The sequence below is a fragment of the Bradyrhizobium huanghuaihaiense genome, assembly GCF_025200885.1.
Taxonomy (GTDB): Bacteria; Pseudomonadota; Alphaproteobacteria; order Rhizobiales; family Xanthobacteraceae; genus Bradyrhizobium; species Bradyrhizobium huanghuaihaiense.
In genome coordinates this window covers 4,465,723-4,478,969 of sequence record NZ_CP104172.1, presented here as the reverse complement: position 1 = coordinate 4,478,969, position 13,247 = coordinate 4,465,723, and the positions used below count along the sequence as shown (strand labels likewise).

12 protein-coding genes are annotated in these 13,247 nt (G+C 65.3%); 8 read left to right on the top strand and 4 right to left on the bottom strand.

The annotated features are described in order from the left end of the window. Positions 1–83: 83 nt before the first annotated feature. Together secG and tpiA are read right to left on the bottom strand one after the other, a co-directional pair. Positions 84–470, bottom strand: a complete 387-nt coding sequence (gene secG / locus N2603_RS21385; RefSeq protein ID WP_018642262.1) for a preprotein translocase subunit SecG — start codon at positions 468–470, stop codon at positions 84–86. 139 nt (positions 471–609) lie between these two features. Continuing rightward, on the bottom strand, positions 610–1,365 hold the full coding sequence (tpiA, locus tag N2603_RS21380) for a triose-phosphate isomerase (RefSeq protein ID WP_260423909.1): 756 nt from the start codon (positions 1,363–1,365) through the stop codon (positions 610–612). 255 nt (positions 1,366–1,620) lie between these two features. Here tpiA and N2603_RS21375 point away from each other — a divergent pair, with 255 nt between their 5' ends. Genes N2603_RS21375 through moaC form a run of 4 tightly spaced genes read left to right on the top strand, consistent with a single transcriptional unit; the run spans position 1,621 to position 5,896 of the window. Continuing rightward, complete coding sequence (locus N2603_RS21375; RefSeq protein WP_260423908.1) at positions 1,621–3,519, top strand: SurA N-terminal domain-containing protein; 1,899 nt, start codon at positions 1,621–1,623, stop codon at positions 3,517–3,519. A gap of 14 nt (positions 3,520–3,533) precedes the next feature. Next, complete coding sequence (trpD, locus tag N2603_RS21370) at positions 3,534–4,547, top strand: anthranilate phosphoribosyltransferase (protein ID WP_018642266.1); 1,014 nt, start codon at positions 3,534–3,536, stop codon at positions 4,545–4,547. Positions 4,548–4,554: 7 nt separating this feature from the next. Then, positions 4,555–5,376 (top strand): indole-3-glycerol phosphate synthase TrpC, encoded by an 822-nt coding sequence (gene trpC, locus N2603_RS21365; RefSeq protein ID WP_260423907.1) that lies wholly within the window; start codon positions 4,555–4,557, stop codon positions 5,374–5,376. Position 5,377: 1 nt separating this feature from the next. Next, positions 5,378–5,896 (top strand): cyclic pyranopterin monophosphate synthase MoaC, encoded by a 519-nt coding sequence (gene moaC, locus N2603_RS21360; RefSeq protein WP_260423906.1) that lies wholly within the window; start codon positions 5,378–5,380, stop codon positions 5,894–5,896. A gap of 4 nt (positions 5,897–5,900) precedes the next feature. Here the strand turns inward: moaC and N2603_RS21355 are convergent, their stop codons facing one another. Beyond that, the gene (locus N2603_RS21355; RefSeq protein WP_026311877.1) at positions 5,901–6,065 is read right to left on the bottom strand and encodes a Flp family type IVb pilin; all 165 of its coding nucleotides are present in this window, start codon (positions 6,063–6,065) and stop codon (positions 5,901–5,903) included. A gap of 300 nt (positions 6,066–6,365) precedes the next feature. Between N2603_RS21355 and N2603_RS21350 the strand changes: the two genes are divergently transcribed. Beyond that, positions 6,366–9,086, top strand: coding sequence for a bifunctional diguanylate cyclase/phosphodiesterase (locus N2603_RS21350; RefSeq protein ID WP_260423905.1), 2,721 nt, complete (start codon positions 6,366–6,368; stop codon positions 9,084–9,086). A gap of 178 nt (positions 9,087–9,264) precedes the next feature. Here the strand turns inward: N2603_RS21350 and N2603_RS21345 are convergent, their stop codons facing one another. Further along, the gene (locus tag N2603_RS21345; protein ID WP_018642271.1) at positions 9,265–10,602 is read right to left on the bottom strand and encodes a S41 family peptidase; all 1,338 of its coding nucleotides are present in this window, start codon (positions 10,600–10,602) and stop codon (positions 9,265–9,267) included. 295 nt (positions 10,603–10,897) lie between these two features. On the opposite strand from N2603_RS21345, the gene N2603_RS21340 reads away from it, so the two are divergent. The 3 genes from N2603_RS21340 to N2603_RS21330 all read left to right on the top strand — a co-directional run bounded on the left by N2603_RS21340 (position 10,898) and on the right by N2603_RS21330 (position 13,022). After that, complete coding sequence (locus tag N2603_RS21340) at positions 10,898–12,031, top strand: alpha-hydroxy acid oxidase (RefSeq protein ID WP_260423904.1); 1,134 nt, start codon at positions 10,898–10,900, stop codon at positions 12,029–12,031. A gap of 8 nt (positions 12,032–12,039) precedes the next feature. After that, positions 12,040–12,672 (top strand): HAD family hydrolase, encoded by a 633-nt coding sequence (locus tag N2603_RS21335; protein WP_260423903.1) that lies wholly within the window; start codon positions 12,040–12,042, stop codon positions 12,670–12,672. A gap of 155 nt (positions 12,673–12,827) precedes the next feature. Continuing rightward, positions 12,828–13,022: a hypothetical protein gene (locus N2603_RS21330; protein ID WP_018642274.1), complete on the top strand. Its 195-nt coding sequence runs from the start codon at positions 12,828–12,830 to the stop codon at positions 13,020–13,022. Positions 13,023–13,247 lie beyond the last annotated feature (225 nt).

The following is a 13,247-nucleotide window of genomic DNA, read 5'->3' as shown; positions in this document are numbered from 1 at the left end:
GCCAAAACGAAGAGTGGTGACAGTGCCTTGATGGGGATTGTTGATGCAGGACAGTAGCCACCGCCCTGCATGGCCCCCCTGCTTTATTGCGAGCGCGGTACCTGCGGGCCGCTCGGGGCCGGCGCCTGCTGCTGCTCGTCGGCCTTCTTCAGCGTATCCAGAATGCCGCCCGAAGTCGGGGCCGTGATCGGCGATCCGCCGGCCGGCTGGCCCTGCGATGCGGGCGTGCCGATGATCGACGACGGCGCGCGGCTGTAGCCTGCGTGCCAGGACAGGAACATGCTGGTGAGGAAGAAGCCCGCAGCCAGGATAGCGGTGGTCCGCGTCAGGAGGTTCGCGGTGCCGCGGCTCGACATGAAGCCCGCGCCGCCGCCCATGCCGAGGCCGCCGCCTTCCGACTTCTGAAGCAGGACGGCGCCGATCATGACGGCGACGATCATGAGGTGGATGACGATGACAACGGTCTGCATAGTGTCCTTCCGTCACAAGCGGGCGGCGCCTGACGGCGGCCGATCGCGCTTCGCGGGTTTTCCTGAAGTTGCGCGGTGTTACACGATCGGAGGGGGTATTGCCACCCCCGATCAGCCCTGAACCAAAGCTTTGGGTTAGCTAGGGGCAGCCCTTGGCAATGGCAAGGAAATCGGCCGCCTTCAGGCTGGCGCCGCCGACCAGCGCGCCGTTGACGTTCTTCACGGCCATCAGCTCGGCCGCGTTGGAGGGCTTGACCGAGCCGCCGTAGAGGATCCGCATCTTCGCACCCTCAGCCTTGAACCGGGAGATCAGGAACTCCCTGATAAACCCATGAATCTGCTCGACATCCTGGGCCGTGGGGGTCAGGCCCGTGCCGATCGCCCAGACCGGCTCATAGGCCACGACCAGATTGACCGCGGTCGAGGCATCCGGGAGCGAGCCTTGGAGCTGGCCGCGAAGGATGTCCAGGGTCTGGCCGGCGTCGCGCTGGCCTTGCGTCTCGCCGATGCAGACGATTGCCGTCACCCCTGCCCGCCAGGCCGCTTCGGCCTTCTGCCTCACCAAGGCGTCACCCTCGCCGTGATCCGCGCGCCGCTCGGAGTGGCCGACGATAATGGCGGTCGCGCCGGCATCCGCCAGCATTTCGGCGGCGATATCGCCGGTATGAGCACCGGAGGCCTTCGGATGGCAATCCTGGGCTCCGACCGCGACCTTTTGGCCCCGCGCCTTATCGGCAAAGGCGGCGACCAGCGTCGCCGGCGGGCAGACCAGCAGGTCGGCCTTGGCGACCACATCTGCCGCGCCATTGAGCATGGCGTCGAATTCGGCAGCCTGGGCCTTCAGGCCGTTCATTTTCCAGTTGCCGGCGATCAGCGGTCGGATGGCGTCGGTCATTTCAATTTCCAGCGATATGAGGTTTGTTCATGCGCTAGCAGAGGACCTGCCGCAGTTCCAGATTCTTGTTCTGACCCGTTTTCTGACGGAAAACGCTTTGGGGCTTTTAACCGCAGCTTCTCGCAGTCGCATGACCTGAGGTTGCGGGGGGAAAGCCGCCACTTTATGATGATCTATCAATTTGGTGACGCGCTTTTGCGGAATCTGCATTAAGACGCGCTCCCGTTCCCCTCCTGACCAAACAAGTTGGACCAAATGCTTCGAGGAATGCGCAAGGCCTCATCAAACTGGCTCGGCAAGACCATTATGGCCGTGGTGATGGGTGTGTTGATCGTCAGTTTCGGCATTTGGGGCATCGCCGACATCTTCAAGGGCTTTGGCCAGTCCACTGTGGCCAAGGTCGGCCGCACCGAGATCTCGCTGAACGAGTTCCGACAGATCTATACCGACCGCCTGCAGCAGATCAGCCGCCAGTTCGGCCGTCCGCTGACGCCCGACCAGGCGCGCGCCTTCGGCCTCGACCGTCAGGTGCTGCAGCAGACGATCGCCGAAGCCGCCCTCGACGAAGAGGCACGCCGGCTCGGACTCGGCCAGTCCGACGAGCAGATCCGCCAGGTCATCATGAACGACCCCAACTTCAAGGGCGTCGGCGGCAACTTCGATGCGAACCGCTTCCAGGCCATGATCCGCAATTTCGGCTACACCGAGCAGCGTTACGTCGCCGAGCAGCGCAAGGTGTCGCTGCGCCGGCAGATCACCGGCACGATCGGCGCCGGCCTCGAGCCACCGAAGGCCATGATCGACGTGCTGACGCGCTTCCAGAACGAGCAGCGCTCGATCGAGTTCGTCAGGCTCGACGCGGCCCAGGCAGGTACCATCGACGCGCCCTCGCCCGAGGCGCTGGCCGCCTATTTCGAGGATCACAAGGTTCAGTTCCGCGCCCCCGAATATCGCAAGATCGCCTTCGTCGTGATCTCGCCGGAAGAGATCGGCAAATGGTCCGAGGTCTCCGACGAGGACGCGAAGAAACTGTTCGAACAGCGCAAGGACCGGCTCGGCACGCCGGAGAAGCGCCAGATCCAGCAGCTTGTGTTCCCCAGCGTCGCCGAGGCGCAGGCCGCGCGCGAGCGGCTCGTCGGCGGAATGTCGTTCGAGGACCTCGGCAAGGAGCGCGGGCTCAGCGCCTCCGACGTCGATCTCGGGCTCGTGACCAAGTCCTCGCTCGACTCCTCGGTCGGGAATGCCGCCTTCGCGCTGCCCGCAGGTGAGATCAGCCAGCCGATCCAGGGCGCTCTCGGCACCTCCATCGTCAAGGTCGACAAGATCGAGCCGGGCAATGAGGCCGACTACGCGAAGCTTGCCGCCGACATCAAGCGCGAGATCGCGGCCGACCGCGCGCGCGTCAAGGTCGCCGACCTCCGCGACAAGATGGAAGACGAGCGCGGCGGCGGCTCCAGCGTGATCGACGCGGCGCAGAAGCTCGGCCTCACCGCCGTGACCATCGACGCCGTCGATCGCTCCGGCCGCGCCCCGAACGGCCAGCCGGTGGCCAACATCCCGCAGGGCCTCGACGTGGTGTCGCAGGCCTTCAACACCGATGTCGGCGTCGACAACGACGCGATCTCGTTCAAGGGCGGTTATGTCTGGTACGACGTGCTCGCCATCACGCCTTCGCGCGACCGCAGTCTCGACGAGGTCCGCGACCAGGTCGAGGCGCGCTGGCGCCAGGACCAGATCGCGACCAAGCTGAAGGTTAAGGCGACCGAAATGGTGAAGAAGCTCGAAGCGGGCGGCAAGCTCGCGGATGAGGCGGCCTCGATCGGCGCCAAGGTCGAGACCGCGACCGGCTTCAAGCGCGACGACTCGCCCGCCGGCGTGCCCGGCACCGTCGTGGCGGCCGCGTTCCGCACTGCCAAGGACGGCGTCGGACAGACGCCCGTGAACGGCGGCAGCGAGGTGATCGTATTCCGCGTCACCGACATCATCGACCCCGCGGTCGATGCCGCCTCCGAGGCGGTCAAGAAGCTGAAGGACAGCCTCGACCGTGCCCTGACCGAGGAGCAAGTCGCCTCCTACGTCAACAAGCTTGAAACCGACATCGGGACCACCATTAATCAGGCCGCCTTCGCGCAGGTGACCGGCGCGAACCAGTGAGTTGAAAGCACGCGATGGACGACCTGAAATCGATCATTGGAAAAGTGGCGACCGGCGCCAGCCTGTCGCGTGACGAAGCCGCATCCGCCTTCGACGCCATGATGTCAGGCGAGGCAACGCCCTCGCAGATGGGCGGTCTGTTGATGGCGCTGCGGGTGCGCGGCGAGACCGTGGACGAGATCACCGGCGCAGTCGCGGCGATGCGCTCCAAGATGTTGACCGTGACGGCACCGCCCGACGCGGTCGATATCGTCGGCACCGGCGGCGACGGCTCCGGCTCGGTCAACGTATCGACCTGCGCCTCCTTCATCGTGGCGGGCGCCGGTGTGCCGGTGGCCAAGCACGGCAACCGCGCGCTGTCGTCGCGCTCCGGTGCTGCCGACGTCCTGGCTTCGCTCGGGGTGAAGATCGACCTCAAGCCGGAGCAGGTCGGGCGCTGCGTGCGCGAATGCGGCATCGGCTTCATGTTCGCCCCCGCCCACCATCCCGCCATGAAGAACGTCGGCCCGACCCGGGTTGAGCTCGCGACCCGTACGATCTTCAACCTGCTCGGCCCGCTGTCGAACCCTGCCGGCGTGAAGCGGCAGATGGTCGGCGTGTTCTCCAGGCAATGGGTGCAGCCGCTGGCGCAGGTGCTCAAGAATCTCGGCGCCGAATCCGCCTGGGTCGTGCACGGCTCCGATGGTCTCGACGAGATCACCCTCACCGGCCCGACCTTCGTGTCCTCGCTTCAGAACGGCGAGATCCGCAATTTCGAGGTGACACCGGAGGAAGCTGGACTGACGCGCTGCGAGACCGGTGCGCTCAAGGGCGGCGACGCCGACGCCAATGCGATCGCGCTGCAGAGCGTGCTCAACGGCAAGCCGAGCCCCTACCGCGACGTGGCATTGATGAACGCCGCCGCCGCACTGATCGTGGCCGGCCGTGCCAAGGACCTCAAGGAGGGCGTTGCGATCGGCACAAAGTCGCTCGACAGCGGCGCGGCGAACGCGCGGCTGAAACACCTGATCGCGGTCTCCAACGGCTGAGCCTGACATGTCGGATATCCTGACCAAGATCGAGGCGTACAAGCGCGAGGAGATCGCCGCCGCCAAGCGCGCGCAGCCGCTGTCGGCGGTGGAGGCCAAGGCCAAGGCGCAGTCCGCGCCGCGCGGCTTCGTGCGCGCGATCCGGGCAAAGCACGCCAACGACGATTACGCGCTGATCGCCGAGGTCAAGAAGGCCTCGCCCTCGAAAGGGTTGATCCGCGCGGATTTCGATCCGCCTGATCTCGCCAAGGCCTATGAGGCCGGCGGCGCAGCCTGTCTCTCGGTGCTGACCGATACGCCCTCGTTCCAGGGCCATCTCGACTTCATGGTGGCTGCGCGCGCGGCGACCTCGCTGCCGGTGCTGCGCAAGGATTTCATGTTCGACACCTACCAGGTGGTCGAGGCCCGCGCGCATGGCGCCGACTGCATCCTGATCATCATGGCCGCGCTCGACGACGCCACCGCAAAGGACCTCGAAGATGCCGCCATCGCCCATGGCATGGACGTGCTGATCGAGATCCACGACCGCGCCGAGCTCGACCGCGCGCTAAAACTGCGTTCGCCGATGATCGGCGTCAACAACCGCAATTTGCGCACCTTCGAAACCACGCTCGCGACCAGCGAAACGCTCGCGCCGCTGATCCCCGAGGGGCGGCTGATGGTCGGCGAAAGCGGCATCTTCACGCCCGCTGATCTCGCCCGCCTCGAGCGGGTCGGCATGTCGACCTTCCTCGTCGGCGAGAGCCTGATGCGGCAGGCCGACGTCACCGCCGCCACGCGCACGCTGCTCGCGCGTGAGACCGGCGCTCGCGCGACGGGCACGCGCTGACATGGCGCGCAAGGCCTCCACGACCAAGCCATCGAAGACCAAGGCCGGCCCTGCCCTCACCCATATCGGCGCCTCCGGCGAGGCGCGAATGGTGGATGTCTCGGCCAAGCCCGCGACCGAGCGGCTCGCGGTCGCCGAAGGCCGCGTCGTCATGACCAGCGCGACGCTCGATCTGATCGTGTCCGGCAACGCCAAGAAGGGCGACGTGCTCGGCACCGCGCGCATCGCCGGCATCATGGCGGCAAAGCGCACCTCGGAGCTGATCCCGCTCTGCCATCCGCTCGCGCTGTCCAAGGTCACCGTCGACATCGAGCCCGACGCGAAACTGCCGGGCTGCCTCGTCCGCGCCAGCGTCAAGGTGACAGGTCCGACCGGCGTCGAGATGGAAGCACTCACGGCCGTATCGGTCGCCTGCCTCACCATCTACGACATGATCAAGGCCGTCGAGCGCGGCGTCCGCATCGAGGGCATCCATCTCGTCGAGAAGCTCGGCGGCAAGTCCGGCCATTACCGCGCCTGATCTTCTACTTCAGCGATGTGCTGATCGATCCGAACTTCAGCTTCAGCGTCGAGCCGAGATTGTTGACCACGGCGATGATCGCAAGCGCGATGCCGGCGGCGATCAGGCCGTATTCGATCGCCGTCGCACCGGATTCGTCGGCAATGAAGTTCTTCAAAACGGTTTTCACGATCAACTCCTCACTGTGTCGTTGGCAGGCATGTTCGCAAATCACGTGCCAATGGCGACTTGAGGATCGCCAACGCCTTAGATGGTTAAGCCTTGGTTGATCGCGGCATGGTCGGCAGGAACTGTCCGGCAGCGCAGGTGTCTTGCGGCAATTCCTGCACGGCTTGCTCCCGCTTTTCTGCGTGATGATTCATGTCGCATTAACCGCGCTTCCTAACTTCTGCTCCATACCGTTCCCGTAAACCAACGGATGTCTTGAGGATCAAGAATTGATCCTGGCGTGTGCGCGGCAGCGATCGACATGATGACGAAATTCGGCAGTCGCCTTTACGACCAGGCCTTCGCGCGCAGCGGACCGATCCGCTGGCTGGTCGTGGGCGGCACGCTGCTGATCGCCGCGATCGCCGTCGGCGCGACGCTGATGGCGCAGAACTTCCGCGAACGCGCGCTACGCAATTCCGGCCGCGAGCTGGAAAACACCGTCTTGATGCTGGCCCATCATTTCGATCAGCAATTGCAGGATTTCGCGGTCATCCAGAAGGATTTCGTCGACCACGTCCGCACGATCGGCATTTCCAACGCGGAAGACTATCGCAAGCGCCTCTCGGGTCAGGACATCCACCGGATGCTGCGCTCGAAGATCGAGGCGCTTCCTTACATCGGCGGCGTCAACATCATCGATGCCGACGGCAATCTGATCAATTCATCGACGGCATGGCCCGCCCCCAAGGTGAACGTCGCCGATCGCGCCTATTTCCGCACCTTCAAATACGACCCCTATTCGCCTGATGTCCTGATCGAGCCGCTGCACAGCCGGATCTCCGGCGCCTGGACCATCCTGCTCGTGCGCAGGATCGTCGGCCCGAACGGTGAGTTCATGGGCGTGGTCGGACGCGGCATCGAGCCGGCCAATTTCGAGAAATTCTTCGAATCCGTGGTGCTCGGCGAAGGCGCGACGATCTCGATGTTGCATCGCGACGGCACGCTGCTCGCCCGCTATCCCCATTCCAACGAATTGATGGGGCGGAATTTCAGGACCGGCCCCTTCGAGCAGCAGCGGGTCTTCGGGCTCGATCACTTCGCCGGACGCTTCATGAGCCCGGTCGACGGCGAGGACCGCCTGATCGCTTCGCACGCCCTGCCTCACTACCCGATCCTGATGATGGCCACGACGACGCGCGCGGCGGCTCTGACGGACTGGCGCGAGCAGATCGGCATCCTGGTCTCGGTCGCCGCCTCTTCCGCGCTCGCCATCGCCGGCGTTCTGATCGCGATCGTGCGCAAGCTGCTGGAGCAGCACCGCCTCTCCAGGGAACGGCTGACGCTGGAGAAACAACGTCTCGACCGCGCCGTGAACAACATGACCCAGGGCTTGCTGCTGTTCGACGCGGACCGGCGGCTCGTGGTGTGCAACCAGCGCTACATCGACATGTACGGCCTGTCGGCCGCCGTGGTGGCGCCGGGCTGCAGCTTCCACGACATCATCGCGCATCGCAAGACGACCGGCTCGTTCACCGGCGACGTCGATCAATATTGTGAACGCGTGCTGCGCGACATTCATGTCCGCAATTCCATGGTCGTGGACACCGCCGACGGCCGCTCGATCCAGGTCCTCAACGAACCGCTCACCGACGGCGGCTGGGTGGCGACGCACGAGGACATTACCGAGCGCCGGCGCATCGAGGAGCGCATCACCCACCTTGCCCATTACGACGCGCTGACCGATCTGCCCAACCGCGCCATGTTCCACGAGCATCTGCGGCAGGAGCTGGCCGCCATCGTCGATGGCGAGGAGGTCGCGGTCCACTATATCGACATCGACGAGTTCAAGGGGGTCAACGACGCGCTCGGCCATCTCGTCGGCGACGAGCTGCTGAAATCGATGGCAGCGAGCCTCAGCCGCTGCGCCGGTCCGACGGATTTCGTGGCGCGGCTCGGCGGCGACGAGTTTGCCATCGTGCAGAGCGCGGTGACCTCGCCGGACCAGGTCAACGATCTCGTCGCCCGGATCTTCCAGGCCATCCGCACGCCCTTCGACTGCATGGGCCATCATCTCACCAGCGACGCCAGCATCGGCATCGCGCTGGCGCCGGGACACGGCACGGCGCTGGACCAGATCCTGAAGAACGCGGACCTTGCGATGTACGCCGCCAAATCCGCGGGACGCCGCACCTACCGCTTCTTCGAACCCGAGATGGACGCCAAGGTCCGCGAACGGCGGCAGCTCGAGATCGACCTGCGCCACGCCATCGCCCAAGGGGGGCTCGAGGTCTACTACCAGCCCTGCCTCGGCCTGAAGGACGACCGCATCACCGGCTGCGAGGCGCTGGTGCGCTGGCGCCATCCCGAGCGCGGCATGGTCTCGCCGGCCGAGTTCATCCCGATCGCCGAGGACACCGGCCTGATCAACGAGATCGGCGAATGGGTGCTGGCGACCGCCTGCCGGGATGCTGCCGGCTGGCCCGACGACATCCGCCTCGCCGTCAACGTCTCGCCGGTGCAGTTCAAGAGCGGCACGCTGGCGCTGAAGATCATGGCGGCGCTCGCCGCTTCCAACCTTCCGGCGAGCCGGCTCGAGCTCGAGATCACCGAGGCGGTGCTGATCCGCGACGATGACACGGCGCTCGCGATCCTGCACCAGCTCCGCGCCATCGGCGTGCGCATCGCGCTCGACGATTTCGGCACCGGCTATTCCTCGCTGAGCTATCTGCACCGCTTCCCGTTCGACAAGATCAAGATCGACCGCTGCTTCGTCGAGGATATCGCCGGCCCCGACGGCTCCGCCAGCATCGTCCAGGCCGTGGTCAACCTCGCCAGCGCCCGCCGCATGGCGACCACCGCCGAGGGCGTCGAGACCGAAGAGCAGCAACGGCTGCTGCGCACGCTCGGCTGCACCGAGATGCAGGGCTATCTGTTCAGCGCCGCAAAACCTGCCGACAAGATGCTGGAGCTGTTCGCGCTGCATCGCAGCCGGCTCGCGCGGCGCGAAGGCAGCGAAGGCCGCCGACGGGAAGCAGGCTAGGTCGGAATGTCGCGAGCGTAGCCCGGATGGAGCGAAGCGTAATCCGGGTCCGTGTAGTGTGAATCCCGGATTGCGCTTCGCTCCATCCGGGCTACGGATCACCGAGACAATCCCCCAAACGAAATCGCCCGGGAGCGGTATCCACTCCCGGGCGATCGGTGTCTGGAGATCGCAAGGTCTAGTTCGGCACCGCGGCCTTCGGCGCGGGCTTTGAGGCGACGGCATTCGCGGTGACGCCGTGGAGGAAGTCATAGGCCGCGTGCAGGGCCTTGTCGTCCTTCTCTTCCGGCGGGACGTAGGATTGCGATCCGGTCTGCTCGGTGCCGTCGGCGGCTTGCAGATGGCCGCGCATCTGGGACTCCGCCATGGTGTCCATCCGGCCCTTCAGCTCGGGCGGCACATCCTGGAGGATCTCGATGTCGGGCGCGATGCCCTGGGCCTGGATCGAGCGGCCTGACGGCGTGTAGTAGCGCGCCGTGGTCAGCGCCAGCGCGCCGTTGCCGGAGCCGAGCGGGATGATGGTCTGCACCGAGCCCTTGCCGAACGAGCGCGTGCCGATGATGGTGGCACGCTTGTGGTCATGCAGCGCACCGGCCACGATCTCCGAGGCCGAAGCCGAGCCGCCATTGACCAGGATCACGAGCGGCTTGCCCTTGGTGAGGTCGCCGCCATGCGCGGTAAAGCGCTGGGTCTCTTCCGGATTGCGGCCGCGCGTCGAGACGACCTCGCCGCGCTGCAGGAAGGCGCTCGACACCGACACGGCCTGGTCGAGCAATCCGCCCGGATTGTTGCGGAGGTCCATCACGTAGCCAACCAGCTTCTCCTGCGGCACCTGCTTGGAGATCGAGGCGATCGCCTTCTTCAGGCCGTCGGTGGTCTGCTCGTTGAACGAGGTGACGCGGATATAACCGATATCGCCGTTCTCGACATGGAAGCGGACGGGGCGCACATGGATGATCTCGCGCGTGATCGCCACGTCGAGCGGGGCGTCCGCGCCCTTGCGCACGATGGTGAGCTTGGTCTTGGTGTCGACCGGGCCCTTCATCTTGTTGACGGCCTGCTCGAGCGTCATGCCCTGCACGGCGTCGCCGTCGATCTTGCTGATGAGGTCGCCTGACATGATACCGGCCTTCGAAGCCGGCGTGTCGTCGATCGGCGAGACGACCTTGACGAGGCCGTCCTCCATCGTGACCTCGATGCCGAGCCCGCCGAACTCGCCGGAGGTGGTCTCCTGCATCTCGGTCCAGGCCTTGTCGTTCATGTAGCGTGAATGCGGATCGAGCGAGGTCACCATGCCGGTGATCGCGCCTTCGATCAGCTTGGAATTGTCCGGCTTCTCGACATAGCTCGCCTTCACCCGCTCGAACACTTCGCCGAACAGGTTGAGCTTGGAATAGGCATCGTCCGCGCCCGCTGCCGCCCTCGCCGCCCATAGTCCGCCCTGCGGACCGGATACCAGAAGGGTCAGGCACACGCCGGTGAGCGCGCCAAGGGGGAACAGCAGGGATTTCCGCATGGATGAGTTAGCCTTCTTGCTCGGGGCTCGGGAGCCGCCATGCAAATGGCGATCCAGCCCGGTTCTCACAATACCATTCAGGTTTCTTCAAGGCCGGCCCGCAACGCCGGCGGGGCACCTGCAAAAATCCCTTCGTCCCGGCCTAAACTTTTGGCAACGTTCCGAAACCATCACGCACGAGCGGCGGAATCGGCCGGCCGGCCCGCGCTTCGCAGCTATGCGATTTTAGGATGGTTTTGGAGAGGCGGACGGGTTAGGCGATGACACAAGGCTTCAAATTCTCGGGAGGACAACAATGAACGAAGCGCCCCGCATCCGGCCGGAACGGAACGTTGAACTCGGCGCCAGCAACGAGCCGTTCCAGAACCTGCACGAATTCATCCGGAAGGCGCGCGCCAACCTCAACCAGAATGCCTGGGACTATATCGTCGGCGCCGCCGAGACCGAGACCACGATGCGCCGCAATCGGATGGCGCTGGACGAGATCGCCTTCCGCCCGCGCGTGCTGCGCGACGTCCGCAAGGTCGACGGAAGCGTCGAGCAGTTCGGCCGCAAGATGCGCCTGCCGGTGGTGCTGGCCCCGGTCGGCGCGCTGGAGATTTTTGACCCGGATGGCGCCGCGAGCGTCGCACGTGCTGCCGGCACCTTCGGTGCGGCGCACATGCTGAGCTCGGTGTCCGAGCCCGGCCTGGAGAAAACCGCCGAGGCTGCCCCCGACGCGCTGCGTCTCTACCAGCTCTATGTGCGCGGCGATGACGCCTTCGTCGCCGATGTCGTCAGCCGGGCCGAGAAGAACGCCTACGCCGCCTTCTGCCTGACCGTGGACACCGCCCATTACAGCCGTCGCGAACGCGACATCGCCAAGCGCTACGTTCGCGAAAGCCGCCTGCGCGCCACCGGCGGCGACTACCAGAAGGGACTGGAGTGGCGGACCGTGAAGATGATCAAGGACAAGTTCAAGATCCCTCTGATCCTGAAGGGCATCGCCACCGCCGAGGATGCGCAGATCGCGCTCGATCACGGCGTCGAGTGGATTTACGTCTCCAACCATGGCGGCCGCCAGCTCGACCACGGCCGCGGCGCCATGCATGTGCTGCCTGAAATCGTCGACGCCGTGAAAGGCCGCGCCAGGATCATGGTCGATGGCGGCTTCTGCCGCGGCACCGACATCGTCAAGGCGATTGCGGCAGGCGCCGACCTCGTCGGCATCGGCCGGCTGCAATGCTGGGCCCTGGCGGCGGCCGGCGAGGCCGGCGTGGCCCGGATGCTGGAGCTGCTGGAAGACGAGGTGCTGCGCTGCCTCGGCCTCTTGGGCGCCACCTCGTTCGCCGAGGTCGGCAGGTCCTGCCTGCATCCGGCCACCGCGACCAACGCGCCGAGCGTGTTCAGCGCGTTCCCGCTGTTCGACCACGATCCCTATCGATACTGAGTGAAAGGATGCAGGTGCCCCCGCTCTCTCCCGGCAGCGCAGACGCGCTTCTGTTCGATCTCGGGCGCGTGGTGCTCGACATCGATTTCTCCAGGGCGATCGCCTGCTGGGCGGGACACGCCGGCTGCAAGCCCGAAGCCATCGTCGCGCGCTATGTGCGCGACAGCGAAGCCTACCGGCTGCACGAGGTCGGCAAGATCAGCGACGCGGACTATTTCTCCTCGCTGCGCTCATCACTCGGGATCGCGATTTCCGACGCGCAGTTCCTGGAGGGCTGGAACGCGATCTTCGCCGGCGAGATGCCTGACATCGCGGAACTGTTGCCGCGTGCGGCGAGGCGGATGCCGCTCTACGCCTTCTCGAACACCAACCGGCCGCATGTCGACCATTTCTCGAAGGAATATGCCGGCCTGCTCGGCCATTTCCGCGAGCTCTACCTGTCGTCCAGCATCGGCCTGCGTAAACCGGACGCGGAGGCTTTCGACCATGTCGTGGCCGCTATGGGCGTGCCGGCGAGCCGCATCGTCTTCTTCGACGACCTCGCGGAAAACATCGAGGGGGCCCGGGCGCGCGGATTGACCGCGGTGCATGTGACCTCGCCCCGTGACGTCGGCGATGCGCTGAAGCAGCTCGGGATTTGACGGATCCGCCTCCCGGCAGGTGCGGTTCCCTGGAACTCGTTTGCCAAATATGAGGAACCAAATCACTTTGTGCATTTTTGTACAAAGTTCCGGGAACGGAATCTGCCCTTCCGGACTCTTGAGTCCGTTGGGACTTCTACATTGGACCGATCGACGTGCTGGGCAAATCCTACCTCACCAAGCAAGCCTCTCTCCTGCTCGAGTTCGCAAGAACCACCTCGGACTCCGACCTATCCGCCAAGTTGATCAGCAAGGCCGCCGACCTGAAATCCCAGGCCGACCCGCTGCCCGACAAGGATCAGGGCCCCAAAGCGCCGGACGTCAGTCCGGACGCGCCGGCAGGGAGTTGACCGATGCTGGCCGTGGCGCTCGTTCTTCTCGTGCTTGCCATGGCCGTCCTCGTGCCGGTCTGCCTCGCCTTCCGGATCATGCCGCGGCGGATTTGACGTCCATCTTTCGCGATAGAGCGAACGACGCAGGCTGAATCATCCTGCATCTCCACTGTTTTGCCTCTGCGGCCGCACTCGGCTAGAACTCTCGCCGCCGATTTGCCGAACGTGCTCAGCAGGAGTTTT